This is a genomic window from Bradyrhizobium sp. JHI2711, from assembly GCF_056156565.1.
Window position 1 is genome coordinate 2,671,660 of the sequence record NZ_JBPZPT010000001.1, and the last position, 26,460, is coordinate 2,698,119.

19 protein-coding genes are annotated in these 26,460 nt (G+C 57.8%); 1 reads left to right on the forward strand and 18 read right to left on the reverse strand.

Going from position 1 to position 26,460, the window contains the following annotated elements; genetic code table 11:
* Positions 1-32 precede the first annotated feature (32 nt).
* From ACTEK7_RS12390 to ACTEK7_RS12460, 15 genes are all read right to left on the reverse strand, one after another.
* On the reverse strand, positions 33-2,165 hold the full coding sequence (locus ACTEK7_RS12390; RefSeq protein WP_225129771.1) for a prolyl oligopeptidase family serine peptidase: 2,133 nt from the start codon (positions 2,163-2,165) through the stop codon (positions 33-35).
* 1,108 nt (positions 2,166-3,273) lie between these two features.
* Positions 3,274-3,480, reverse strand: coding sequence for a cold-shock protein (locus tag ACTEK7_RS12395; protein ID WP_122406874.1), 207 nt, complete (start codon positions 3,478-3,480; stop codon positions 3,274-3,276).
* 726 nt (positions 3,481-4,206) lie between these two features.
* Positions 4,207-5,031: a prolyl oligopeptidase family serine peptidase gene (locus tag ACTEK7_RS12400; RefSeq protein WP_225129773.1), complete on the reverse strand. Its 825-nt coding sequence runs from the start codon at positions 5,029-5,031 to the stop codon at positions 4,207-4,209.
* The gene (locus ACTEK7_RS12405; protein ID WP_225129775.1) at positions 5,028-5,696 is read right to left on the reverse strand and encodes a beta-propeller domain-containing protein; all 669 of its coding nucleotides are present in this window, start codon (positions 5,694-5,696) and stop codon (positions 5,028-5,030) included. Before ACTEK7_RS12405 ends, ACTEK7_RS12400 begins: the two co-directional genes overlap by 4 nt.
* 122 nt (positions 5,697-5,818) lie before the next feature.
* Positions 5,819-6,304 (reverse strand): hypothetical protein, encoded by a 486-nt coding sequence (locus ACTEK7_RS12410; protein ID WP_225129777.1) that lies wholly within the window; start codon positions 6,302-6,304, stop codon positions 5,819-5,821.
* A gap of 1,150 nt (positions 6,305-7,454) precedes the next feature.
* Positions 7,455-8,918 (reverse strand): alpha,alpha-trehalose-phosphate synthase (UDP-forming), encoded by a 1,464-nt coding sequence (locus ACTEK7_RS12415; RefSeq protein WP_225129779.1) that lies wholly within the window; start codon positions 8,916-8,918, stop codon positions 7,455-7,457.
* 37 nt (positions 8,919-8,955) lie between these two features.
* Positions 8,956-9,315, reverse strand: coding sequence for a hypothetical protein (locus ACTEK7_RS12420; protein ID WP_225129780.1), 360 nt, complete (start codon positions 9,313-9,315; stop codon positions 8,956-8,958).
* 1,389 nt (positions 9,316-10,704) lie between these two features.
* Positions 10,705-11,691, reverse strand: a complete 987-nt coding sequence (locus ACTEK7_RS12425) for a DMT family transporter (protein WP_225129782.1) — start codon at positions 11,689-11,691, stop codon at positions 10,705-10,707.
* 310 nt (positions 11,692-12,001) lie between these two features.
* Positions 12,002-13,522: a porin gene (locus ACTEK7_RS12430; RefSeq protein WP_225129784.1), complete on the reverse strand. Its 1,521-nt coding sequence runs from the start codon at positions 13,520-13,522 to the stop codon at positions 12,002-12,004.
* 462 nt (positions 13,523-13,984) lie between these two features.
* A complete protein-coding gene (locus tag ACTEK7_RS12435) occupies positions 13,985-14,704 on the reverse strand; it encodes a Crp/Fnr family transcriptional regulator (RefSeq protein ID WP_225129786.1) in 720 nt (239 codons plus the stop codon).
* 354 nt (positions 14,705-15,058) lie between these two features.
* On the reverse strand, positions 15,059-16,018 hold the full coding sequence (locus ACTEK7_RS12440) for a sugar phosphate isomerase/epimerase family protein (RefSeq protein ID WP_225129788.1): 960 nt from the start codon (positions 16,016-16,018) through the stop codon (positions 15,059-15,061).
* 16 nt (positions 16,019-16,034) lie between these two features.
* Positions 16,035-16,817, reverse strand: coding sequence for an ABC transporter permease (locus ACTEK7_RS12445; RefSeq protein WP_225129789.1), 783 nt, complete (start codon positions 16,815-16,817; stop codon positions 16,035-16,037).
* On the reverse strand, positions 16,814-18,388 hold the full coding sequence (locus ACTEK7_RS12450) for an ABC transporter ATP-binding protein (protein WP_225147993.1): 1,575 nt from the start codon (positions 18,386-18,388) through the stop codon (positions 16,814-16,816). Before ACTEK7_RS12450 ends, ACTEK7_RS12445 begins: the two co-directional genes overlap by 4 nt.
* Entirely contained in the window at positions 18,385-19,377 is a 993-nt protein-coding gene (locus ACTEK7_RS12455; protein ID WP_225129793.1) for an ABC transporter permease, read from the reverse strand. Before ACTEK7_RS12455 ends, ACTEK7_RS12450 begins: the two co-directional genes overlap by 4 nt.
* A gap of 4 nt (positions 19,378-19,381) precedes the next feature.
* The gene (locus ACTEK7_RS12460) at positions 19,382-20,923 is read right to left on the reverse strand and encodes an ABC transporter substrate-binding protein (RefSeq protein WP_225129795.1); all 1,542 of its coding nucleotides are present in this window, start codon (positions 20,921-20,923) and stop codon (positions 19,382-19,384) included.
* A 151-nt stretch (positions 20,924-21,074) separates the two neighbouring features.
* Between ACTEK7_RS12460 and ACTEK7_RS12465 the strand changes: the two genes are divergently transcribed.
* Positions 21,075-21,833 carry a GntR family transcriptional regulator gene (locus ACTEK7_RS12465; protein WP_225129797.1) on the forward strand — a complete coding sequence of 253 codons (759 nt, stop codon included), beginning with the start codon at positions 21,075-21,077 and terminating at the stop codon, positions 21,831-21,833.
* A gap of 759 nt (positions 21,834-22,592) precedes the next feature.
* Here the strand turns inward: ACTEK7_RS12465 and ACTEK7_RS12470 are convergent.
* From ACTEK7_RS12470 to ACTEK7_RS12480, 3 genes are all read right to left on the reverse strand, one after another.
* A complete protein-coding gene (locus ACTEK7_RS12470; RefSeq protein ID WP_346277023.1) occupies positions 22,593-23,774 on the reverse strand; it encodes an MFS transporter in 1,182 nt (393 codons plus the stop codon).
* A gap of 95 nt (positions 23,775-23,869) precedes the next feature.
* A complete protein-coding gene (locus ACTEK7_RS12475; protein ID WP_225129801.1) occupies positions 23,870-24,559 on the reverse strand; it encodes a class I SAM-dependent methyltransferase in 690 nt (229 codons plus the stop codon).
* A 1,189-nt stretch (positions 24,560-25,748) separates the two neighbouring features.
* Entirely contained in the window at positions 25,749-26,108 is a 360-nt protein-coding gene (locus tag ACTEK7_RS12480; protein WP_225129803.1) for a winged helix-turn-helix domain-containing protein, read from the reverse strand.
* Between the last annotated feature and the right edge of the window lie 352 nt (positions 26,109-26,460).

Sequence of the window (26,460 nt, forward strand, 5' to 3'; positions counted from 1 at the left end):
GATCTCCACTTCATTGCGAAGGTGGCACAGGTTTACCGCGCTTTCGGCGGCAAAATCTCGGCGTTGTTGCAAAGCCGCCTGGATGCATAAGTGTATTCCAGAGCCAGCCGGCGTGCACGTTCGATGAGATTTGCGGCAGTGCTGTGCCCCCCATCGATGTTCTCAAAGTAAAAATAAGATTGGCCGAGCGCAGCGAGCTTCGCGGCGGCCTTACGGCCGTGCGCAGGATGCACGCGGTCGTCCTTGGTGGAGGTAAAAATGAAAGGCTCCGGGTAGGTCTTGCCCGGTACCAGCATTTGGTACGGCGAGTAGGCTTCGATCCACTCTCGTTGTTCGGGAATGGCCGGGTCGCCATACTCGGCGGTCCAGGACGCGCCCGCGCCCAAGTAGGTGAATCGAAGCATGTCGAACAGCGGCGCCCCTATGATCGCCGCGTTGAAAAGCTCGGGGCGCTGGGTTATTGCGGCGCCAACCAGCAGGCCCCCTTGGCTGCCGCCGATCACGCCGAGCCGGTGCGGACTTGTGACTTTCCGACGGATCAGATCGTCGGCGACCGCGATAAAATCATCCCATGTCTTTTGCTTCGTTGCTCCCTGGCCAGCCCGGTGCCATAGTGGACCGAACTCGCCGCCTCCCCGCAGGTTGGCAACGACGTACGCATTGCCCTGTTCGAGCCATAGCCGACCCAAAGCTCCTCCATAGGAGGGGAGAAGCGGAATCTGAAACCCGCCATAACCATAGAGAAGCGTCGGGGTCGAGCCGTCAAATCTGGCGCTCCTGGGCCGCACCAGAAAGTACGGGATCCGCGTGCCATCGCGCGAAGTCGCCTCGAGCTGCTCCACGACATGCTTCGATGCGTCGAACGTCGCAGGTGCCGTCTTCAAAAGCTCGAGCCGTTTGCTTTCGACATCAAAGTACCAAAGCGATGTTGGCGTGAGATAGTTAGAGACGGTAAATGTCGTTTCATCGTTTTGCGCGGAAGTGGCTGATAGGCTTACGGTCGCATTCTTCGGCAGCGGGACTGGTGTGGCAAGCCAGGCACCTTGATCGTACCTGTAGACGAACGCCTTGCTTTGAAGGTTATCAAGAATGGTCAGGACCAGGAAATTCCTGGTGCTGCCAAATCCGCTGAGTGCCTGCCGGCAGTTCGGCTGGAAAACGACAGAGGGTTTCGCACGCAGCGGATGCTGCTTCCATTCGGCCAAATCATACGAGATCATTGAGCCAGCCTTGAAGCTGGTATCGCCGGAGCGGATCCAGTCTTCGTCCAGTCTCACAAGCAGCCGGCCACTCGCGATGCCGACGATCAAGGCCTTCTTCGGCAGATCGAGCTCGATCGGCCCGGCGGGCCCGAACAGCACATACTGCCGCTCGAAGCCGTTGATTTGACGGACCACGCCGGTTACATCCATCCACCCTTCACCAAGCACAAACGGCAAGGTCCTGAAGTCGGTGTGCTGGCCGCGAAAGACTTCGCGCGCCTGATCGAGCGGCTGAGCGCGCTTGAGTTCCTTCAACACGAAAGGGAAGCCGGCCTCGGTCGCGGTCCCCTCGCCCCAATCACGTGCAACAAGGACGGTGTCACGATCAATCCAGCTGACGCTCTGCTTGCCCTCGGGCAGTTGGAATCCACCTGCAACAAAGCTTTTGGCTTCGCTGTCGAACTCGCGTATCGACACGGCGTCCTTGCCACCGTCGGAGAGTTTGACGAGGCAGCGCCGCCCAAGGCAGCTGCGACCCTTGTAGACCCAGTTCTTGTTCTCGGCGAGAGCGAGCGCGTCAATGTCCAGGATGGTCTCCCATCGGGGATCCTGGCCGCGGTAGCTCTCAAGCGTAGTGCGCCGCCAGATGCCGCGCACATGGCTCTCGTCTTGCCAGAAATTTTCGAGACCTTGCCGTTGCAGCGAAACGAACGGAATCCGGTCTTTTGCCTGGAGGATCGTCAGCGCGTCCCGGTAAAAGCGATCGTAGCGAGGATCCGATTGCAGCAAGCCGAGCGTCTTTTCGTTCTCGGCCTGTGCCCAGGCCAATGCGCGCGGTCCCTCGACCTCCTCGAGCCAGAGGAACGGATCGTCCACTGGAGTCGCACCAGACTGCCCATGGAGCAGCGCGACCGTGAAACACATCATCGAGAGCAACGCGGCGCGCAGAAGGGACTTCTTCATTTGGCTTATCCTCGGACCAGGCACGCAGGCCGAGCCCACAAGTTCTTGCGTGTGGGCGAAGGTAGCGAAATTCGTGTTGCGACCGTGCACGCGCTGTGTCGCGCCACTCGCAGCTCGATCTGTGCAAGCAGCATGCCGCCGACAAACAGCAGGTTTCCGCCGCATCGTGCCGCATCGCCATGCCAGTTTCCCGACATTGGCTCTGAAGTGACAATCAGGTGTCCGCCGAGTAACGTTTCGGCATCACCCTTTGAGGCCGCCGGTTCGACCGCGGAACCGCATCAGCAGTGCGAAATTGCGGCGGGGCTGCTTCTCGCTTGCGTTCGGACAGAGGGCGTGTGAGCTCTTAGCGGCCTGAGTGTTGGCGGCCTGATTTGCGAGCGGGCATCGTGCGACAAAGAAGAGCTCGTTTAGCAGTAGCCAAATCGCCGCCAGGAAAAGGCCGTGTTCATGGCACACCTGCGAACGCCGATTTGAGGATGTCGCAACACGACACTACCAGCTTAATTTCATTGGGACGCTGAAAGGCAACGTGAAGTGAGGGCCAATTTATCTATCTCCTCCAAGCGCAGGGATTTCGGGATGCGCTGTGCTTTTGCGCCTGAGATAAAGGACACGCGTACGCGATCCACCGGAGATAATTGCCGATCAATTCCATGTAACGGCACCACCCCAACGCGTGCCGTGTCGGGCCAGCCGCGCGCCTTTGTATGATGCTGACGAGTACTGGCGCGGGCGATCTCGCTCTACATCTGCGAATTCCGATTGAAGGCTTAGAAGTTAAGTGCCGGAGTGGGGATAAGGTTTTCCAGGCTTCCAGCTAGATCGCCGTTCTCATGACTTCCATCAGCCGATCCTGATAGTTCTGATCGACCGGGATTTTAGAGTTTGCGTGTTGGAGCGGTTCGTCGAACGTTGGGCGGAAGAAGCCCTTTCGGATACCCCGATGATCCTGATTGTAAGACCGCGCCGGGCCGGCGCGATCCGGTCCGCAAGACCGCCGCCCCCGACCGTAGAAAGGCCAAACGCCCAGCGCGCCGTCAAAGGCATCGCCCGACGGGGTGCGAGAACCCGCTTTGCAGAGAGCAGTTTCCGGAGGCGAGTCGGATCAGCCAACCCGGAGATCCTCAGCTGACATCTTACCCGAACGCCCGGCCTTGAGCTGATAACTTACCCGGGCCCCCTCTTCGAGAGTGGTGTAACCGGCTTTTTCGACGGCACTGATGTGCACGAAGACATCGGGACTTCCGTCCTCAGGCCTGATGAAGCCATAACCTTTGGTCGAGTTGAACCACTTCACAATACCCATTGCCACGGCAGCATCTCCATAGTGAACCGTTGTGATCTAGCGAAGAGTCTCCCGGCCATCAAGAGGGTCGGCAAGAGACGAGTCGCTGCGCTAGTCACGTGCTCGTTTTTCACCGCGTGGTCTAGCTGAGGCCGCATTGTGCAAGCGACTAAAGCGTCCTGACGTCGACGACAGTTCGCCTCAAGGCTTCTGCCCAGATGACGTTTGACCTTCGCCTCACTCGTCGTGCGCGACCGGCTTACAGAAGGCTTGCGGAGCCTCGAACATGCCGCGCTCATCCTGAGCCGGCGGATCGTTTTCATCGACGTTGAACAACAGGGCGGTCGTGAACTCCTTTGCGCAGCCTAGAGCAGGATTGTCAATCCGCGCATGCCTGTATTGAAGCTACCTGACGTGCTTTGAAGACGGCCCGCAGGGCTGCGCTTTGGCTGTTCGCCTTCGGATGTCAACCGCACGTCGAGTCCCATCGAACGAGCAGGGTCTGCCGAGACAATCCTGAATAAAGCGCATTTGGCAAGTTATCCGCTCGTCATGTTGTATTTGGGAAGCCAGCAAACCCGCTCGGCAACTGTGGAGCTTGTTCAAAACGGTAACTACTGACGAACTTCCTCGCGCCGCCGGCGGTTCATCAGCCTCTCGCCTTGGGTTCGATGAATTCAGCTGAGCACCGTGAAGAGGTTGAGATAACCGATGGTCTCTATTTGTCTGCTTCGATCAGCCCGTCCACCGACTTTACTCAGAACAAAGCCGCCTCGATGCATAGGTGTATTCAAGAGCCAGTTGACGCGCATCTTCCATGAGAATGGCCGCGGCGCTGTGTCCCCCGTCGATGTTCTCGTAATAGAAGTAAGGCTGGCCCAGCCCGGCGAGCTTCGCGGCAGCTTTGCGGCCATGCGTTGGATGCGCGCGGTCGTCCTTGGTGGAGGTAAGAATTAAGGGAGCAGGATAGGTGTTGCCCGCGACCAGCTTCTGGTAGGGCGAGTAGCGTTCGATCCACGCACGCTGCTCGGCAATGGCGGGATCACCGTACTCGCCGATCCAGGCGGTGCCGGCGCCCAGTTTGGTGTATCGAAGCATATCAAGCAGCGGCACCTGGATGATCGCCGCGTTGAAGAGCTCGGGACGTTCGGTGATTGCAGCGCCAACGAGCAGGCCGCCATGGCTGCCGCCAATGACTCCTAGCCGGCGTGGACTCGTGATCTTGCGGCGGATCAGGTCCTCTGCAACGGCAATGAAATCATCCCATGTCGTCTGCTTCGTTGCTCCCTGCGCCGCTTGGTGCCATTCTGGACCAAACTCGCCGCCCCCGCGCAGGTTCGCCACGACATAGGCATTGCCCTGTTCGAGCCAGAGCCGCCCGACCGGTCCCAGATAAGAGGGCAGAAGCGACTCCAGGACACCGCCATAGCCATAGAGAAGTGTCGGAATTGTGCCGTCAAACCTTGCGTTTTTCGGCCGTACCAGAGAATAGGGAATTGACGTGCCATCGCGCGAAGTGGCTTCGAGCTGCTCCACGACATGATTGGACGCATCGAGGGCAGCCGGTGTCGTCTTCAATTCCTTAAGGTTTTTGCTTTCGGCATCAAAATACCAGACTGAGGTTGGCTGAGATAGCTCGAGACGGTGAACATGGCCTGGTCCGCTTCATCGGAGATGCCTGACAGGCTGACATATGCATGTTCCGGTAGCGGGATCGACGCCGCCGACCAAGCTCCCCGATCGTACTTATAAACGAACGCTTTGCTCTGAACGTTCTCAAGGATCGTCAGTATCAACAAATTCTTTGTGGCGCCCCACCCGCTCAGGGCCTGGCGGGGCCCAGGTTGGAAAACAAGCGATGGTCTGGCGCGCAGCGGATCCTGTTTCCATTCGTTGAGGTCATACGAGATCAGCGATCCGGCGGTGAAGCTGATATCGCCCGGCGGCGTCCAATCTTCATCAAGCGTTACAAGCAGGCGACCACCCGCTAGGCCATTCATCGCGGCCTTCGTCGGCAGATTGAGCTTGACGGGTCCGTCGGGGCGAAAGACCACATACTCGAACTCAAAAGAGCTGATCGCGCGGCCCGCGCCGGTCGCATGAATATTGCCCTCGCTGTCACGAAGCACGAAGGGGGACGTCAGAACGTCGGTGGGCTCGCCACGAAACATCTCGCGAGCCTCACTGAGCGGCTGAGCGCGTTTGAGCTCCTTCACCACAAAGGGGTAGCCGGCTTGCGTCAAAGTCCCCTCACCGCACTCCCGTGCAACAAGGAGTGTGTCACCATCGACCCAGCTGACGTCTGCTTGCCCTCTGGGAGATAAAAGCCATCCGCAACGAAGGTTTTGGCGTCGCAGTCGAACTCTCATATGGACGCGGCATCCTTGCCGCCATCGGAAAGACTAATCAGGCAGAGGCGCTGTTCAGGCGGAAGGCAGTTCGCACCTTGAAAGACCCAGTTTCTTTTCTCGGCGACTGCCAAGGCGTCCACGTCGAGGATGGTCTCCCACGTTGGATCTTGACTACGATCGCTCTCAGGCGTGGTGCGCCGCCAGACGCCGCGTATGTGGTCCTCGTCTCGCCAGAAACTCTCCAAACCGCGCTCTTCCGATCGAACATCTGCGATTTGATCGTTGGACTGCAGGATGGAGAGCGCCTGTTCGTAGAAGCGCCGATAGTGAGGATCCGACTGGAGTACCCCGAGCGTCTTCTCGTTCTCGGCGCGAACCCAAGCCAACGCGCTTGGCCCTTCAATCTCCTCGAGCCAAAGGAATGGGTCATCAGTCACCGCCGCATCCGTTCGCTTGTGTGAAAGCGCCGTGCGCAGGCAATCGAAAGCAACGTGGCGCATAGGAGTGATTTCGTCAGGGACTTGCTCCGGCCGAGGTCGAGTGGCCACAGTCGCGGGCCCTGGCGCGTCAAGCAGAAGCGGCGGAAAGCACGCAAGCGCATGACGTAGCGCGGCTTACGCTGTGTCGCGCCCCCTTATTGCAAGCTGCGTGCCGGCTAAAGAGTCGTGAGTTTCAGCCGTTCGGAGCTGCACGACCCTGTTCGGTTGCCGACATTGCTTGCCAAGCGGACATCACAGCGGGTCGGCGAAGCGCCTGCCAGACAGCGCCAGCGTCAAAAACCGGGACGCAGCGATGCTGCTTTCCTCCGCATATGAGCTTGCGCCTTCTCGCTGGCGTCACCGGGCAGACTTGTCGACGGGCATCATCCCCACGAAGAGCAGCGCATTGATCAGAAGCCAGATCGACATCGGCAAGGGTGGTATGCATGGCGACCTCCTGGTCGTTGACTGCAAGCGTTGCCGATTTGGACGAGCTTTGTCCTCGCGAAACCCACAAGTCAAGCCGATAGCTCGGTTCGTTGACTGATTGTCGAGAGGATTGCGCTCGAGCGAAGAGAGTAAAAACGCCCTAGAAACGGGCTAGTTACGCTACGTCTTGAGATTGAGCCAACAATCAACAACAAGTACAAGCACCAGATCAGGTTCTTCGGCGCAACGGCGAAATGAAGCTGGGCATGAGCAGCAATTGAGGGAGCTACGGTCCAGCTTAAACGATCCTGATCCACCCGGCGGGGACCGACGCACGAGCCGTGATCCTCATCGAAGCCCTATTGCACAAACGAGATCAAGGGCGAGATTTTCGGTCGAGAACGCCCGCTCCGACCAGATCACCCGGGCTGGTTCAAGGCTAGTGCAACCCTCAGTGCGAACTGTTCCGTAACGGTGCTGTTGCGGCCCAGAACAAGCGCCGCTTTCCGGGCGGAACGATCAACGGGCAGCAGCGCGCCGGCTGCCGCCGCCACCACCCGCATCAGCGTCGTTTAGAGATACAACCTGAGTTGACTGCATCGCCCCCTTCTGATCATGGACCACTCGCATGATGTCTTGATTTCCTGCGGCCCTGCGCCGCGCGCAAGAACCGCGTCATCGCCCTGGATTGCTCCTCCGTCCTGCTATAGAAGCCTCATCCGCCGTGCTATGCTTTTCGCGGTCAGTCCTCGCTGGCACCGAACTCTTGTCCGTGATGACCATCGCGTGAAGCTGCCGGCGCCGGCAGATCCCAGAGTCTGTCCTGTGTATGCTTCAGTGGAGCCGCTAAAGCCACAAAGGCCAACTTCACGTCTGCATAGGCAGCCTCCTTCAAAGCGGCATCAGCGGGATCGATGTCGTTATAGGCGGTCAGCGCCGCGGCATAGTTTTGGTACAGGGGCATTTGAGCCTCGTTGGTCCATCCGAGACCGAGATGGTGGAACTGATCAGCCGGAACGGTGATGCGGCTCTTGTCCAGCTCCCGGAGGTAGTCCGCCGACCAGTCGTGGATGGTATAGGATTCGATCTTATCCATCATCGACCGCCAGCGCCTGACACGCTCCTCAAGCGGCATATTGGCCGCTTTCGAAATGGCGGCTGCGATTTCTTCGGGATGGTTTGGATCCACCAGCAGCGCCTCGTCCTCGTTGAAGTCTTCAGCCGCCCCAGCAAACTTCGATAGTACCAGAACGCCGGGATCCTTCGGATCTTGGGCAGCAACATATTCTTTCGCTACCAGATTCATGCCGTCCCGCAGCGGCGTGATGACACCTACATGTGCCGCGCGGTAAAGACGCGCGAGTGCAGCCTGGCTGAACGGGTCATTCGTGTAGTGGATCGGCCTCCACTCCTCTGTGCCATGCTCGGCATTGACATGGTTGATCGCATTCTCCACGTCCTCCTTGTACTTTCGATACTCGTCGACGTCGGCGCGCGAGGACGGCGCGATCTGCAACAGCGATATGCTGCCCGGCTCGACCGCCAATAGTTGGTTAAATGCTTCGACGCGTTTGTCGATACCTTTCGTGTAGTCTAGGCGGTCCACGCCGATCGCAAACCTCGCGCCCTCAAAGTTTTGCAATAATGACGAGATTTTTTCTTGCTCTGCGGGCGAGAGCTCTGCCGAAAGATACTCTGCGAACTGCCTGGGATCGATACCGATTGGGAATTTTTGAAGTCGCGACTGCCCACGTTCCGTGGTCACGACGCCATCCTTGCTCTCCAGCCCGAAATAGGTTCGCAGGCAGGCCGAGAAATTGTTCAGATCCCGGTTCGTCTGAAAGCCGAGCAGATCGTATTCCAGCATCGACTTCATCAGTTCGCGATGATTGGGTACTCGCTCTATCATGTCGGGCGTCGGCCACGGCGTGTGCAGAAAGAAGCCGGTCGGCCGCTCGATGCCGAGCTTTTGCAGATCGCCCCCGAGCGGGAGCAAGTGATAATCATGCACCCAGAATGCGTCCCGATCCCGCAAGTCGAACGCCGCACGCGCGATGAAGTTGTTCATCTGTCGATAGCTGTCGTATCCCTCTTCCGCGCGCGACATCCGGTCGGACAGGGAGTGTAATACCGGCCACAAGGTTGAATTCGAATAATCTCGATAGTAGCCGCGATGGTGCGCGGCCGGAAGATCGAGTTCGGCCACATGGCCTTCGCCAGCCTTCACGAGTGGCAGGGGCCGCTCAGTCCCGTCGCCGATTCTCCGAGGAGAACATCCAGACCGCGCCGGAACGTTCGACGACCGACTCGAGGGCTGCGGCAAGTCCGCCGGTCTGGGGTTTATTGGGGTCGAACGGCGCGCCGCGGTTCGAAATCACGACCAGCTTCATGTCGGGTTGCTGGTTTACCGAGCGATGCTCCGCGTCGCCCGAGGCAACAGCATGAGAAGGACCTGCACCTCCTTCTTGCTCCTGCTCCAACGGTATCTCGTCGAGGTGCAGGGCGAAGGCCGCTTGGGCTGAGGTTTCATCTTCCTGGGTTGCGCCTGATGTACCGCCGGAATCCACCGTTGCGGTATCGAGCGCGTCATGGATTCGAACCATCTCGTAACTCCCTTTGGCCGCAACTTTCCACTACGCTAGGATGCCGGGTCTAGCTTTCCGAAAGCTGACCGGTCGCCGAGCTAGATAGCAGGATCGAAGGTTCTGGATGACCAGCACCGCGCATCACTCTCCAGCCGCCCCCCGCTAATCAGACGCACTTTGTGCGGCCAGCCACGGTGCTGATGACAAGATTTGCGTGGTCAAGTGGTCGATCCTTCGAAGTGTCCTTGGACGTTCTTCCGCTCATCGCAGGAATGGTGGTGCGCATGGCCATTCATGTGCAGCTGTGGAGCGCACCAGATGCCCTCGTCCCGTGGCACTCTTTCGCATAGGAGTCATCTCCACATCGCCTACGGTGCCAGCTTGGTGCTGCTGAGAATCCGATCATCATGTTGGGGCATCGCAAAGAAAGGTCGCAAGTGCGGCATCGCGCCTGGTCGTGATCTACAGCTAACGCAGAGGTGAACCGCACGATCGTCGTCGGTGCAACAATTGGTTGCCGTGCGACGGACAGATGGCGATCATTAACCGGCGGCCTCGCCGCCTGCTGCCGGACAGCCTGCGCCGCTATGGCAGTTGTTGCCAGTTCTCGACACCGGCGACGGCTTCCTGGTCGACGTTGCGGGTTGTTGCCCAGGCGGATTCGGATTGCGAAGCCGGCTGGGCGGCAGCTTCGAATTCCGGAAACAGCCGAACTACGTTCGAGAGGTCAGTTGTCGGGCTTAACGGCCTAAGCGTGTGTCTTTGAGCACGTGCTCCTCCAGTGGGAGCACATCGCACGACAAGGTTGAGATAAATGGTCGGGTTCAGATCACTCGAATTCCGGGCACTTGCCAGGAAAACGCACGAAGTATGGCACTAGCCATTGCCGCGCGAATAGCTCGGCCGGCGTCTGCCGGCGAAAAGACTGGGCAAATTGATCGATTGCTTCGGCTTCGTCCGAAGAAGGGATACACCACCTTTGACCGGAGCGCGAACGCCGAGGACTTTTCAAGACCATGAACCTGCTACAATTTTCAGCGACAACCCTCAGCACGATGATCGTTCCAGCGCCGGACTATATAATGAGGTCCCGTGCTGGGCAGGACTACACCGACTAGCTTCTTGTTTAGCCAGTGGAAAGCGTGTCCTACAGGTGACAGCGGCACGTCGCGACGACCTCAGATGCTATGCTCCGAAATCAACACCAGCGAAGATCTGCTGATCGCGGAGTGCACCTTCACAAAGGAGAGCCCGGCGTGAGTAATTTTGATCCAGCTTAGCCTCGCCGTCCAGCAACTTGGGAACCGCGCTATTCGTTCCAGGGGCACTGGCGGATGGCCCGAAGTTCTTCCCACGCGGCGGCGGAAGCGTGAATTGAGAAATCGATTATTTGGAAAACCGGCAATCTCACTTTTTGCTTAAGTTTAGTTTGGTTGTGAACGCGCTGGTTCCTATAGCTATACCTATCACGCACACAAAATATCCGAGAGTTGCCTTCATTGTCGTCGGCTCGCCAAACACAACGTACGCCCAGGCCGCCGTAATCACGGGAGTAAGATAGATCAGCGTTGCAACTTCACTCGCCGCATTTTCCCGTAGGCAGAACCAGTAAAGTCCATAACCCACGGCGGTTGAGATAATTACGAACCACAGGACGACAGTGGCAAATTGCGCCGTCATGTGAGGAGCGAGTCTTCCATCCAGAACGGCGAAGGGGAGCATACAAAGCGCTGAGACCGCGCTTTGTACTGCTAATGCAGGAAAAATGGACATAGAGTTGGAACTCAGCTTTGAAATAAGCGTCGCCAACACCAGACATAGACTAGCTGCTACCGCCAATCCATACGCCGAAAGCGGGGCATGCCCTGTTGGCCCTCCCGTTGCAAGTGCTACGCCTGCAAGAGCAATCAAGGACCCCAGCCACTTTCTGGCAGAAATCTTCTCGCCTAATACAGGCCCAGCGCAAATTGTCGTTGCAAGAGGCTGCAATGCACTTATCAATGCTGCCGTTCCAGGAGGCAGGCCTGTTGCGACGGCCTTTACTGCAAAGGTGGTGGAGCAGAACATTGCTAAGAAGCCAAGACAGCTTTGGTTCGCAACGTCGCGGAGCGCCACCCCTCGGATCAATGTCAAGCCCAGCCATGGAGAGAATATGACTGCAGCTATTGCGAACCTCCAGAAGAGGACCAGGTAAACCGATTCTCCGCCATTGATCATCCGTGCACCGATGAAACCTGAGCTCCAGGCCAAAACAAGCCCGGCCTGTACAAGAACCTTCTTGACACTTTTCACGCCTGGAATCCTCCCAGCGATAGTTTTGTTGTTAAATGATCGCTCAGGATCGGCTATGTTGGCGAAACGATTGGAAAAGCCAGCGAACATCTCGGCGCCCATAAGTCCGCGTAAGCATGGTTGCGTTCGCAGGTCGCGTTCGTCATCGGCGTGGGAACCACGTCAAGAACATACGAGCTTCAGTGCCGCTCCGCGAGCATTCCAACGCATCAACATTTGTAGTGTCCTCGGCTGAAAGCATGTTTCGCGGCTAGGCTCGCCTACCTCGCTGGAACTAATGTGGACTCACGATCTCGTGTCGGATCATCGCGTCTAGTTGGAAGGCTTCCGGCGGACATGCCGAAAGCCTTCTTGGGTGTTTAACGCTGATCTATGGAGCCGTTACTTTTCTCCTTTCCCTAGTTCGCAAGATCTACCAGTTGCGCTGAGCGCGCAGCAGCAACGTCAGTCTATTCTGATCCTTGAGTTCGTACACAGTACCCGGCTTAGCGATATTGGCTTGCTGCGGCAGCGTCACAGTGCTTCCGCTCGCGTACTTCTGGTCGAGCACCATGTAGGAGAGTTCAGCCGAGAAAGTCAGATTCCTGACGGGAGTCCAACGCGTAACTGTACCAAGAACGGCATAGTTGAAATCGGGATTACAGCCGGAACCGCCGCTTGACAACGCGAGGGACGTGACGAACGTGCCACAGACGTAGCCCTTGGCCGTGTTGTTGTACCGCACAGCCGTCCACGCACCGTAGATGGCACTACTCCAATGAGGATCCCAATTGTGGGTGTACGCGCCGTTAAAGCCGTAGCTCGTGGTCAACTCCTGGCCGGCGCCAGTTATGAACACAGAGTCAGAGATGCCAGCAAGCCCGATGCTTTGGTAGGCTCCCGAAAGTCCGGTGCCACCATACATCGCGTAGGTGGTCGACTTATAGCTATCGAAGTTGTAGCGGCTCGCGCCGCTCGTATACACGCCTTGGATGTTGACGGTGTCACCCGGCCCCGTCGGGACGTTCTTGATGGACAATGCCAACTGACCGGCCCAGCCCCACTTGTCACTCGGATTGCCGGTGACTTCGGATGCGCCATAATATGCAGCATGGTTGTCATGTGCAGCAACCGACGCCTGAAAGAGGCCCCAAGCCTGGTCAACGCGCACCATACCGACAAGGTCTGGTGTGCGCGAACCGCCGATGTCGTTGGCACCGTATGCGCCGACGGCTAGACCGCTGGCTGTCGCACCACTCACGTTCCAGACATTGCTCGTGTAATTGGCGACTTGATCCTGGACTGAGAACGAAGCCGTGACTCCTTGACCGAGGTCAGCGGTGTAAGTGAACTGGTTCACGGGCTCCCAGCCGCCGCCGCCAGGCAGTTCGATGTTGTTTCCGGGATATCCCGTCCAAGGCGAGCTGAACTGCGAAGCCGCCTTGCCGAAAGTGAACCCAGCGAACTGGATAAAGGCGTCGTAGACACCAAGGGAACCAGCGCCAACCGCAGAACCGAGTGACGACGTATACGCTGTCGAACCATTCACGCCAGTTGTACCCACGCCGGCATAGGTACCTGTGGTCCAGGTAAAGGCGCCATCGAAGAAGGTGCGCACTACACCATACTCGGTCGCAGTGCGTGTATCGATAGAAAGATATTCGCGAGAACGTGTACTGTAATAGTCCGTCAGGCGATTACGAGCCCCAGGGACGCCGCTGCTGGGCATGTCATAGTGGCCGCTCGTGTTCAGTGTGGTTTCAACGCGCAGATACCCGCCCAATTTGATGCACGTATCGGTGCCGGGAATGTAATAGAAGCCGGCCCCATACAACGAGCAAATCTTCACGTACTCGATTGGCCTGGCCTTCCAGGGAAGATCGGTTGCATGCGCCTCGACCACGGCGATCAGACCGACCGCCGAACCGAACAAAAACTTCTCCACGAACTTCATAACTGGCCTCTAAACTGTACCATCTCAAAGGCGGCCAGCAAGGCGCACCGAAGAGACCATCACCTTCGCCCCCCAATCACTTTCGACAGAAAGGGCTCTATTCGAACGCCACCTGACTGATTGAACCAGTGAACGTCGCGGCGCGGACCATTCCGCAGCTCGCATCGCTATGATGTCAGATCACCCTCGTTATCGGCGCGGAAACTGTGTAGGAAACAGACGAACCTTCACGCTCGCTCTGGCAGGTGTGCTCTAATCGTCTCACAACGGTATGCTTCGGACTGCAATCGGCTAAGAACGTATGCTTCATAGCAACGCATCTTGCGCCTCAATGAGATTAGAGCTGAACGCCGTGAAAGCATTAGCCGAGGCATATGCATGCGCACCTCCAGGCGACACCTGCCGTACAAGTCGTTTACAAATTGAACAGAAGAGGCGAAGCCGAAATTGGCTGCACTTGTTTTAGTTGGTCGACTCTTTCGCTGCAATTGCGGATCCCAAGGAGGCATACGCTTCGGAAACAAGCTTGTAACAAGTGCATGCCCTTTGCTCGAGGCACTTGCGTTCATCGATCCGCAACACGCCGCGCACCTTGCGAATAAGACGCTGTTCAGCAAACTTGTTCAGGGTCTCGGTTATCCCCGGACGAGGCAATCCCAAGACGGACGAAAGGTAGTCATGGGTAACTGGAAGAACATGAGTGTCAGCTGAGTCACTCGATAGACAGAGCCAGCTCGCGAGCCGCTTTTCGCGATGGTGCCAAACGCCACAAAATCCTGTCTGAGCGCAATGCAATGATAGCGCGTCGACGTAGCGAGATAGCTGTTCCCGGATTTGCGGACGCTCGTTCATCAGCTGACGCAAATCTTTGACGCGGATCCTGAGAGCGGTTCCAGGAAAAAGCACGACAGATTGATGCGTCGAAAGATGACCTCCCAATAGAACCGAAGCGCCGACCGCTCCCCGAAATCCTATTACCGCCGTTTCAAGGATAATGCCGGAGGTGACAATCCTTAGCGATACGAGCCCCGACTCTATGAAATAGACGTAATCAACATTCCTTTTCGGCTCTTGCAGAACGATGCGTTCTCCCAGAACGATAGGCTCAAGACACTGCCCTATTGCTGCGAGATCCTGGAGAGGCAGCCTCGCCAGGATCGCATTTTTGACAAAGGACCGCATACTTGCCCGCACGACGCAGCTGCCAGGGCGCGGAAGCATCGATAGACTGCTCTGCTCTTGGGTCACATCGTCCAACGCGAGTTAGGTATGAACCGACGGGAGTTCTTAAACTACGAGATAAGGACGATCCGCTGGTTTCCGCCTACAGGCGTGCAGAGCAAGCCCGGCCACGAAACAGATGGGCCCCACACTTGGGCCGGCGCCGTCGTCCAGAGACATGTCGAACTCCACACTTCTGTCGCCATCCGTCCACGCCTTCGAGCACGTTCTGAATGATCGTGAACCCATCGACGGCCCGCACAGAACCATCACTGATCGGCGACGTCTCCTGCGCGCCCGCGGGCATCCGGTGCGCTATGCCTTCGCACCCGACCTCGTCAGGCCGGCGCCGATCGACAGTTTTCTAAGCCAGCAGAGGGATTGATCGAGAGCTTGCATCTCCAGCTCAACCACCTTTCCAGGGGCCGACTGCGCCATTTCGGCGGCATTAATCATCCACTCAGCGGGCAGTTCCCGGAGATTTGCCCAACCAAAAATGGATTCTCCAGGCTCGCCCGTGCCGCGTCGGTCGCGCAGCGGGGCGCGATAAGACCACGTGTTCTCGAAGCAGATGCGGTCGAGCCCGAGCCTTGCGAGCTTTTGCGTCAGCTCTGCGACAGGTGCAACGCCGGAACCGATCGGCACACCGAGCAGGGTCCCCTCCTCCCCCTGACGCACAGGGGGTAATAGCACGCAATCCTTTAGATGTGCGGAGCATACCCAGGGCTCCATCGCCTCGAGGGCATCACAGGGATGCTCAAAGAAGAGCATCGAATTGACGTAATCGAACAACGCGCGGATCCAAGCGCTATTGACCGATGTGAGGATCTCCGCGACCTCGGCGCCGCACAAATCTTCGTGGTTCTCCAGGAGAATTGGAATGCCGACCCGCTCGGCTATCGGAGTGAGCTGAGATAAATTCCTCTTGGCCTCACTCACGCGATGGCGGCGATCCGGCGCACCTGTCGTGAAGGTCCTGAGGTATCCAGCTCCGACGTCAGCGGCCATGGCGAGGCAATCGCTTAGATGGGCGACCTCCGTCCCGCGGGTCTCGATGTCGATGAGTAGCCCGCGGTGATCGAGATGGCGTCGTACCTTCCGAAGGTGATCGCGTCCGCGTCCGGAGATTTCAATATAGCCCGGTAGGTGAGCTGATACGTTGATCCCGTCGAACCCGAGTTCGGCCGCGATATCGATCAATGAGAAAACGTCGAAGCCAGGTTTGTGACGATAGTGATAGCGCAGGCCGTAAGAGTGCAAGAACAGCTTGGTCATGTCCGGTTTCGAAGTGTCAGGGTCGGTTGCGGGACGCGGTGAGACGCTCCTCGCCGACAGCCCAAAGGGCAAGCAGCGAGGTAGTAAGGATGAATAGGCCAGGAAGAATTGGCGCAGGCGATCCGAGAAGAAGACCCGCCGCATTGAGTTTGATGAGTGTGCCCCAATCGCTTGCCGGAGGCTGCACACCGAGGCCCAACACGCTGAGCGCGCTCAGGAACATCAGGCACGACACGAAGCGGTTGATGAGTTCTACGGCTGCATAGGCCCGTATATTTGGCCAGACGTCACGAAAGACGAGGTAGCCGATGCCCTCTCCGCGAATGCGCGAGAGCTCCACGAACGGCTGCGCAATCACCTGAGCGACGGGCGTGCGCAGGGATCGGAACACACGGCAGAATTCGACGACGATGATGACGGCGATCAGGCTGGACGTACTCGATCCGAGGGCCGCGATCAGCACGAAGGCGACGATCAGACCCGGGATCGCGATCAGCGCATCCATCGATCGGGCGAGCACCGAGCCGCCGAAACCTCTCGACAGGCCCGTGAGCACCGCGAGGCCGAGGCCGAGACCAAAGGCGACGAATGCCGCAGTCACGGAAATGAGCATAGTCTCACGGCCAGCCGCGAGTGTCTCGGCGAATAGATCTCGCCCGAGGTGATCGGTTCCAAGAATGTGTGCCGCGGATGGTGGCTCGAACCGCTCGGCGCCGTAACGCTCCGTCCATCGCGCGTCAATCAAAGATGGTGCCATGAAGAGAACAAGCGAAAAGATCGCGAAAACGGCAATCCTCATGTGCGGCCCCGTCCAACAGAATGCGCCGGCTCGAAAGCGCTCGCCGAGTTCGGGAACGTCGTGGGAGGCGATGCCGCGTCGACGCTGATCACAGAGGAGAGCACGCGTCCGGCACGCATTTCGACCACTTCATCAGCGAGCCGCGCCACCATGTCCGGTTGATGTGAAACGAAGAGCATGCTGACCGAACGATGATCACGTACTTTGCGCAGAAGCTCCACGACAAGAGCGCCATTGGCAGAGTCGAGCGAGGCCGTCACCTCGTCGAGGAGAAGAATGCGTGGCCGCGACGCAAGAGCCAAGGCGATCCCAAGCCGTTGGCATTCCCCGCCCGAAAGCTCTGACAGGAGCTTGGGCAGATAACTGGTCGGAAGAAAAATCGAGTCGAGAACCTCTGCAGCCCCGTTTGAGTTGCCGGCCTCCCCCGCCTGACGCAATCTGCGGCCGATCAGATAGGCAATCGTCAGCGCCGGGTTGAGGTGCAACCGAACCGACTGAGGGACGTACTCGAAAACACGCTTCTCGGCGGTTGTGCGGGCCGAATAGTGCAGAGGTAGACGGCGCCCTCCGACCAAGATCTCCCCCGAGGAGTCACGGTGCTGACCAAGAAGTGCACGAAGAACTGTCGTCTTGCCTGCGCCGGACGGGCCGACGAGACCGATGCAGCTGCCAGCGCCCAGCGAAAACGAGACATCGGCGACAAGCGAACGCCCGCTTGGCGCATGCACACTCAGTCGGTCGACACGGAGCGGCACAGCATGCCGCGGCGGTGATTCGCCCGTGTTCGAGTCGAGAGGAGTAGGACGGTCTTCTGGGGCGAGCGCCCTTATGCTGTTGCGGTCTTTTTGGCGGGAAGTGGCCGCTTGGGTGGGAAGCGGTCGCTTCAGATGCCTAGCAAGGTCGATAGTTCCATCCGACAAGGCTTCGAAAAAAGCGAGCTCGTGGGTCACCACTATGGCTGCAGCGCCGATCTCTTGGATACGCGCTTTGATGGCAGTCATAACCGTGCTCTTCAGTGCCGGCTGGAGCGAACTCGTCGGTTCATCCAGCATGACGAGGCGCGGTGCAGCGCAGAACAAGCTAGAGACGAGAATGCGCTGGAGCTGGCCGCCGCTATATTGGTGCGGATAGCGGTTCTCGTTGAACCCCGGAATATCGAGGCGATCGAAGGCGCTGCGAAGCAGATGCCTGCGCTCAATGCGTTGCGAGCTCGTGTCCCCGGGGAAGGCCGCGAGTTGATCGACCACGCCACGGCTTGAAACGAGAGTCGTGGCAGACGACTGGGGAATGTAGAGGATGTCCCGCCCCCAAAGCGCCTGCCGATCAGGGGGAGCCATTCCGGTGAGTGATCGCCCCAGAAACGAGGTATCGCCACCCGTGATACGGAGATTGGGACGCTGCCAGCCGATAAGGGCCAGGCACAGGCTCGTCTTACCGATGCCCGAGGGACCTATGACGGAATAGAGGCGACCGCCCGTGAAAGTGGCACTAAGCGCGCCGATCCGGTTCACGGCGCTGTCCGAGCTTGCGATTTCTACTGTGAGATCACGTATCCGCAGCACCTCTGTCACAGCGCAGTCCTCGCGACGAAGCGACCGCTCACGAGATCGGACAATGAATAGAGCAGCATATAGATGCCGGTAATCAGCATCGCGCAGAACTGCAGTACGGGGATATCGCGCCACACAACAGAGGACACAGTAAGGTCACCAAGCCCCGCAAAGCCGAACACGACTTCGATCACGAGCACGCCCGTCAGCAGATAGGCGCAATAAGTCAGTGCGAGATTGAGGATCGATGGTGTAATCGCAGGCAATGCATAACGCAGCGCAGTTTCGCCCCGGCCAAAGCCTTTGAGCCGGGCAAACTCGAAGTAATCCTTGCGTTCCTCCGTGGCGAGCAGCGCGAGCACCATCCGCCCGACATAGGCGACCATGCCGACACCGAGACAAGCGCTCGGCAGAACGAGGAGACGGAGCTGGTCCAGGAAAGGCTGTCCCTGCGAAATGCGGGAAACCGCAGGTAAAAGCCTAAGCTCCACGGCAAACACATAGATGAAGATATAGGCGATTAGGAATTCCGGCGTGCAGATGACAATTTGCGCTACGAGCCTGAAGAAATGCTGCGTGCGTCGGCCAGTCATGAACACTCCAAGCCCTGCCGCGATCGCGACCGGAAACCACAGAAACGTCACGGCAGCGAGGGCGAGGGTGTTTTCGAGGCGAGGCTCGACAACTTCCCAGACGCCGGTGCGGGTCGTAAACGAGCGGCCAAGATCGCCGGTCAAGAAGGCGCAGAGCCAGAGGACGAAGCGTTCCACAAGGCCACGATCGAGGCCGAGGTCAGCGCGCATGCGTTGAGCGAGCTCGGGAGTGTAGTCCTGGCCCAGCAACTCTGTGACAAAATCCCCCGGAATGACTGCCGTTCCGAGAAAGATCAGGGCGGATGCGCCGATAAGAATGGCAACACGTGTGAGGATGCCACGCAACAGCAGCCACGCTTTGGCACGCTTTGAATGCACGCGCTCAGGCGCGGCGTGAAATGGTGTCAGCACTTGCACGGGATCAAACCTTGCGATCGAGCCAGATCTCGGAGAACGCCGAGCCTTTGAGCGCTCCGAGCGGTGACGGTGCAACGCCTTTGACATAGCTCGCCTTGGCATCGAGCTGATTGAAGAACAGTGGGATGGCGGCACCACCCTCCTTGTGGATCGCCTCTTGGATCCCCCAGTACAACAGGCGTCGACGTTCTAGATCAGTCGTAGCCAGGGCATCGTCCATCATACGGTCGATCTCGGGTCGTCTCCACCGTGTCTCATTCCATTTGGCGTCAGATCGATAGGCAACGCGCAGCATAGCGTCGGGCGTGTAGCGCATGCCCCAACCACCCACCATCAGCGGCTCTTTGAGCCAGATATTGTCCCAATAGCCAGCAACGGGATCCCGTCGCGCCTGCACATTGACGCCCGCCTGGCGCGCCGTATCGGCAAACATCTGCGCCAGGTCGACAGCCACATTGGGCGTAACGGCCTCAGAGGCGTGCAAAACGAGTTGGCCGAGGTCGACGCCAGCCTGGCGAAGCAGCGTCCGCGCCCGGTCCGGATCGTAGGGTCTGACGGGCAACTCGGAATGGTAGAACGGGCTAAACGGAGGAATTGGATGGTCATTGGCAATGCTCGCCTGCCCCGCGCACAGTTTGTCGCGGAGAAGGGAGCGGTCGAACAGACATTTTAGTGCCTCGCGCACCTCGACACGGTCGAATGGTGCCTTGTCGACATGCATCGCGACCACGTTGTGCACACCGCTGGGCGATGAGACGACCTCAAGGCCGGTCACTGCGGCCACGCGTTTAGCCAGCGCAAAGCTGATTGTCTGCACAGCGTCGACGTCCCCAGCGAGCAAAGCCGAAACGCGCGCGATCGGATCCTGGTTGCCTTGAAATGAGACCTCATCGAGATAGGGCTTGCCGCCGTCCCAGAAGTTCGGATTACGGCGATATGTGTTTACGCCAGCCGGATCGAGACCATTGGCGATGAAGGCGCCCGCCCCAAGTGGCTTGTCGAAGCGCGAATATCCCTCAGGCAAGATATGGAAGCGATCCTGGGCGAGCAGCAGCGGGAAATCGGCATCGGGACGTGTCAGCTTGAAGCGGATCGTCTGCGGGTCTTCAGCAACGATATCGCTCACGTGGTCAACAAGCACGCGCAGAGGCGACTGCGCTGCCGGATCGCGCAATCGGTTGATGGTGTAGATCACGTCCCGCGCCGTGACCGATCTGCCATCGTGGAACTCGGCGCCGCGGCGCAGGCGAAAGATCCAGTCGTTCACCTTGCCGTTTGCGGCTTCCCAGCTCTCCGCCAGGGCCGGAATGGGCTGAAGATGCGAATCGACATTAACGAGGCGAGCTCCTATCAGCTCATAGGCGAAATAGACCGCCCACGATGCAACCTTGGTCGGATCAAGTAATGACGAGGAAGCCGTCTCCTGCAGGATGACCCGCACGCGACCGCCGCGGCGAGGCGCGGTTTGCTGGGCCCTGGACGGCCGCGACGCCGTGGACAGGGCAGCGGCACCGATCAAACCAGTGAAGTTGCGACGCGTGATCATATGAGATGCCATGGCAACGGCCTCACCCCCATCGAGTATTGGTCCGCTCGGAACGGCCGCCGCATTGTGTTTGCCAAGCAGCCCGCTCTTGACGGCCGCACTCGTATATACGAGTTGAGATGACAGCCTCATGACACAGAATGGATACAATATGGATAAAGTCGATGACCCTCTCGATGGGGCTGACACCGATTCCGATGCTTTGGAAGGACCCCGGTGGCGCTTTATCGCGAAAACGCTGAAGCAGGAGATCCTGAGCGGGCATTTCGAGATCAACAGGCCACTGCCATCCGACACCAAAGTCGCCGAACGCTTTGCCGTGAGCCGCATGACGGCTCGCAAGGCCTTAGCGAGCCTTCAAAGCAAGGGGATCATCCGCATTGAACACGGGCGTGGCTCGTTCGTGGAGATCGATGCCCTCAAGTACCGCCTCAGCGGACGCCACACTTTCTCGAAGAACGTCATCGATAATGGCATGAGGCCGAGCCGTAGGTTGCTCGCGGCGGATATCGTCCAACCCGACGACTGGGTGCGGCAATCCCTTCGCTTACCCCTAGATTCTTCGGCCTTACGCATCCGACTCGTCAGCGAGGCCGACAACCGCCCTCTCGCATTGAGCACGTGCTATCTGGAACTACCGCGTTTCGACGGTTTCGTCTCGGCGCTTGGTCCCGAGGCAAACGTCGAAAACGCGCTACAGCAATTCGCTTTGGTGGAAAAAGCCCAGATCGATGTCAACCTGCTCGCGCGGATGCCGAGCGAGGAAGAAGCAACCCTGCTGGATCAATCCCTGGCTAGGCCGGTCATGGAAAAGCGCGCATCAAGCATCGATCAGCATGATGAACCAGTCTGGTGCTACCAGGTGATCTATGCTGCCGATAGGGTCCAATTTCGGTTCGACAGATTGTAGATATTGATGACACTCGCAACCTCGTGAACAAATCGCCCGGCAGAACGATTTGGACCATGGTTCCGCCGCTTGCTATCTGGGTATTGACGCGTAGACAAGGATGTCACTGGTTGAGAGGTCCACATGCATGGCCCGAGTACAGCGCGAATGCGCCGCGATCGAAACCCAAGGTCGAAACCGATCGAACTATTGGAGTATAACCCGGATCGACACAGGCCCTCGGAGTCGCCGAATTCGTCGGTGCAAATCGCTGCTGCAGTTCTGCAGCGGCCTGCGCGCCGGATAATGCAATTCACAAGCCCCGTGACGGCGGCCCCCCTGCCGGTCTAAAAGAGGCCCTTGAGCAGTTCGCCGGCCTCAATCCGCCTGGGCGCCTTGCTTCTTAATCGATCGCCTTTCCGCCAACGATCGAAAGCCAGAATGTCCGCTGTTATCTTTTCCCCGACAAGCAGCGCCTTCTAGCATAACTAGGCTTGCCGAATGATGGCGATGTTTCGGCCGAAGCCAGCGATCACGATGCCGGCTTACCGCCGGGCCCCCGGATCCACGACGCCAAAGCGGTGAGAGGATCGCGTTGCGGCTTCCATGGAACGACAAGGTGAATTCGCGATGCTTGCCGATCAGATTCCAACGTCTGTGGCGACCTCCGTTTTTGATCGTTTTGTTGGCACTCGCATGGCGGCCGGATCGCTTGTAACTCGTGCTTGAGGATCGACGCCCCACCTCATCTCTTTCCCTCTACCACACTATCACTCGACGCTAAGATCGCTTTGATCGGATGCTCACGAGGCCAAATGCGAGCACGCTCCCCGCTCCGCAGATCGCAAGGGATACTAATGCGGCGGTGACGCCATAATGATCTTGCACCGAACTGAAGAATAATGGCGCAAGAGACGCCGATAACAGTCGAAAGCCGTTGATCAACCCAACTCGACCTCCGTATCTGTCCTGCCCGTACGTCGCCAGGGGTAGCGTTCCACGACAGATGCAGTTTAGACCGGAGCTGAATCCGAGCAAAACAACGAAAACCGTAACTCCAAGGACGGAGTGAGAAGCTAGTGCAACGATAAGCGTAGCCGCGAAGAGCAGGAGGCATGAGAGAAGAGTGAGATGAATTTCGGCCATTCTCTCGGTGAGCGAAGCCGCAAAAAGCAGTATTAAGACCTGAGACGGTCCAAAAAGCGCTGAAATCAAAGGGCCCTCCGGACCTAAGCCAAACGTTGAGAGGATTGGAGTCATCTGACTAAGGAATGCTGAGACGATAAATGCGGTGAGCGAAAAACCAAACGTTATCAACGCACAATCAATCGCCTTGGGGGAGGACTGTGAGTGGACTTGCGATTTGTGCGATTTATCTAGAGCTGCAGGGCCAACGGGGGCTCTCCGACGAGCCCATACCATTAACGGGAGAGCAATGAGAACATTACAGCCCGCATAGATCCCAAACACCTCTCTCCAGGATATCCAAATGAGCAACAAAGAGGTGAGCGGCCAGAACAGCGTTGACGATAACCCACTGATCAAGGTCAGCAGAGCGATCTGCTGTTTTGCCTGCACCCCATCTCGTTGGATCAAGAACAAAACTGCAGCTTCGTAAAAAACAAAGGCAGACGCTATTTGTATGCTGAACAGCGCGAACGCGAATACGGTCGCATTCCAGGAGACTGCGGCTATTCCTAAACTGGTAGCGCCCAGAACTGAGGCGATTTCCATCGCTCTGGCGGCACCGTATCGGTCCATAAGGCGACCGGCGATCAACGACATTGGCGCACTCGCTAATTGAGCGAAGGAAAAACAAGCGAGTATCCATGCACCTGTGACTGCGAGGTCACGGGCAACCTCGTTAGCCACACCGGCGATGCAATAGTAGAGTGTGCCGTAACTGATGATTTCTGCGCAGCCCAGTGCCGCGACAACGATTTTGTCATCCTTCCAGATGATCGCTAGCCCTCTCCTCGGTTCTCATACCTAACCGTCGCGTCGACCGATTGTTGATTCGTTGTCTTTAATCTGAGCTTATGAGACTGGCACTCGGCTCAGTCTCGTTGAGAATGCCATGCCATAGAGCGAAATCTTATACCCGTCGGCTGCCTATGTCGGAACGTCTCGGCTGCCATTTGCAGAATGGAAGTCCATACCTCGGGGGACACCTGACTCGGAATATCGTGGAAACCAGCCCAGTAGTTGAGATACTGCTCCTCGCTCATGGAGATCGTCTCGGTGGTAGCAAGAGAAATGCAGTTGCCCAGCTCCGGATATTGGTTGAGCAGCGCCTCGTAAGTTTCCATCTCGGCAACGAATGGGAGACGCGCCCGCCGCAACGCCGGCACCATATCGCGTAGCTTCGCTTCAATTTCGAGTTGAAAGGGGTCGGTCTCAAGATCGTTAAGGAAGGTTGTAATTGTGAAGAACCCGCGGGGTCGCAAGATCCGCATAACTTCGCGAAGCGCTTCGCTCTTGTTCGTCCAATGGAACGACGAGCTGTAGCAAACCCAATTGAGCGTACCGTCGGCCAGGCCCGTGCACTCGCCCGGCGCATTAATCCAAGAGACGGTTGGATAAGCTCGGCCGAGCCTCTGCCCGACCGCGACCATCTCAGTATCAGGTTCGACCGCATAGCCGGTAAGCCCCATGTCAGCCAAGGCATAGGCGATCGCGCCCGTACCAGCGCCGATATCCGCGAAAGTCGGACTGTCGGCTAAGTTCTTTACCTGGTCGACAAGCATCTGAAGGACTCGACGTGAATAAGGCGGACGCCGCGGATAAGTCTCTGCTACTTCGGAAAAGTTTCCAAAGGACCGCTTCTTAGCAACTCGCATCTCGTCCTCCATCAGGCTGGTCGTGCCAGCTAGCTTGTCTGAATTGCCGCTTGATCGTCACGCCGATGCGATTGTCTGAGTGAACGATCCCGGTCAGCTATCGCCGTCGATGATCCCCTCGAAATCGTAGTCCATCGCCGTGGGATCGCCGGGCAATCCTGAGACTCGCTTCAGCCTCGATCTAACTATCGCGTCTTTGTAGACGCTCGAAAGCCAAGGCGCCGAAGTGCTTTGCTGTAACCGTCTGGCAATCTTGGAACGAACAAACCTACACGACGCGGTGAAGCCGATTTGAGGTCGCAGCCGACGATAAGGATATACTGCTCGAGGTCGACAAAGGCTGCGATCGTATTTTGCAGGGTAGTGAGCCTTGCCGATGCCCCCTTACTGTCGAATGCACTCTGACGTAAATCTGGCACGTTGCTTTCCTTCTCGTCCGACCTAAGTCGGTACCAGAGATGAACGCCAATCGGCAGCTCCGCCCGCTCCCGAAGGAAGGGCTTCAAAACGCGTGCCAATTTGGCTGCTCGATGCGAAGAACGTTTTATTGGTTGCGTTCAGCAATTTTGTTAGAGAGGCCCCAATAAGTGATTGAATAAACAAGCCTGTGTCGACGATCTGACAACCCAAACACAAAGTGTTAGATGGTTCACCTGAGACGTTTGTCCGCTGACCAAAGCGCGTGGTCAGGTTGCGAGCCGACTAATGATCATACGAAGCCGCTACGCGAAGTGAGGGCAAGCATGCTGAACGGTGATGCTCTGTCGGAGAGGATCTCGGTCATTGCGCACTCCATCCAGACAGGAGATTCAGATGACTACGAGGAACCTTCTGTGCGGGATATCGAGAACGTCACAATCCGCAATTTGTCGCCATCAACTCAAATCCTATATCTATGCGATTGCAAAGTTCAGCCGACATTCGGCTTCTCCCCGGGCGGCGTTCGATGATACCGCGGATGCCCATGATGTCGCCTATTGTTCCGGGATGATGTCGCCCGGATCCCCAAACACTATCGAAGCGTGCGAGAGTGATTGAATGTCGCGGCTTAATCTTGGCCAAGCGATTAATGGCCGGAGCCGCCGGGTCGGGCGCGCTACTCCTGCGCATCGAGGGAGTAACCTCGCGAGTGTACGGTGCGGATATAGTTGCGCTGGCCGCCTTTATTGAGTGCCTTGCGTAGGCGGCTGATCTGAAGGTCGACGCTTCGCGACCCGACATGGAGGTTCTGTCCCCAAATGATTGATAGGAGCTCGGTCCTAGAAAACACCTGCTCGGGGTGTTCAAGGAAATGCTGCAGCAAGCGGAATTCCAACGGCCTTACCTTGATCGGCCGACCGTTGCGGCTGACGCGTTGGGCGCGAACATCCAGGACCAGGTCTAGAAACACCAACTTGTCGTGAGAGGGCGCTATGCGTGTGCTTTCCGACTTTTTCTTGCGATCGATGGGCCGCATATCAGTCTCGTAATTATCCTACGATAACGCGCGTTCCTTGGCTTCTCAGCGGTGCAGCACGCCGGTCGGACGAGTTTCTGGAGGCATGAAACTCCTGCAAAGCCGCTCGGCGGTTCATGGGCTCTCATTCCTTTTGGCGGATTAGAATGGTCCGGCACCGATACATTTCGCCGGGTACGCTTTCCCCCTTGCACAATCGAACGGTACTCCTCTTTGCTGTGATCGAGCGCTGACCTCGCTAACAGATGATCCGAACGCGCATTAGCTTTGCCAATTTGTGCGGCATTGTACCTTGTATCCATCGCAAGACGCTCATTAAGGCTGTAAGGCCCCGCCGACCGACGCATAAATC

What these genes read in the sequence shown, in the direction of transcription:
- ACTEK7_RS12420 (WP_225129780.1), bottom strand. Translation starts at nt 9,315, where the DNA reads ATGGTTCGAATCCATGACGCGCTCGATACCGCAACGGTGGATTCCGGC.
- ACTEK7_RS12480 (WP_225129803.1), bottom strand. Translation starts at nt 26,108, where the DNA reads ATGCGGCCCATCGATCGCAAGAAAAAGTCGGAAAGCACACGCATAGCG.
- ACTEK7_RS12435 (WP_225129786.1), bottom strand. Translation starts at nt 14,704, where the DNA reads ATGCGGTCCTTTGTCAAAAATGCGATCCTGGCGAGGCTGCCTCTCCAG.
- ACTEK7_RS12445 (WP_225129789.1), bottom strand. Translation starts at nt 16,817, where the DNA reads ATGAGGATTGCCGTTTTCGCGATCTTTTCGCTTGTTCTCTTCATGGCA.
- ACTEK7_RS12390 (WP_225129771.1), bottom strand. Translation starts at nt 2,165, where the DNA reads ATGAAGAAGTCCCTTCTGCGCGCCGCGTTGCTCTCGATGATGTGTTTC.
- ACTEK7_RS12410 (WP_225129777.1), bottom strand. Translation starts at nt 6,304, where the DNA reads ATGCGCCACGTTGCTTTCGATTGCCTGCGCACGGCGCTTTCACACAAG.
- ACTEK7_RS12465 (WP_225129797.1), top strand. Translation starts at nt 21,075, where the DNA reads ATGGATAAAGTCGATGACCCTCTCGATGGGGCTGACACCGATTCCGAT.
- ACTEK7_RS12440 (WP_225129788.1), bottom strand. Translation starts at nt 16,018, where the DNA reads ATGACCAAGCTGTTCTTGCACTCTTACGGCCTGCGCTATCACTATCGT.
- ACTEK7_RS12425 (WP_225129782.1), bottom strand. Translation starts at nt 11,691, where the DNA reads ATGGGCGCCGAGATGTTCGCTGGCTTTTCCAATCGTTTCGCCAACATA.
- ACTEK7_RS12460 (WP_225129795.1), bottom strand. Translation starts at nt 20,923, where the DNA reads ATGATCACGCGTCGCAACTTCACTGGTTTGATCGGTGCCGCTGCCCTG.
- ACTEK7_RS12475 (WP_225129801.1), bottom strand. Translation starts at nt 24,559, where the DNA reads ATGCTTGTCGACCAGGTAAAGAACTTAGCCGACAGTCCGACTTTCGCG.
- ACTEK7_RS12430 (WP_225129784.1), bottom strand. Translation starts at nt 13,522, where the DNA reads ATGAAGTTCGTGGAGAAGTTTTTGTTCGGTTCGGCGGTCGGTCTGATC.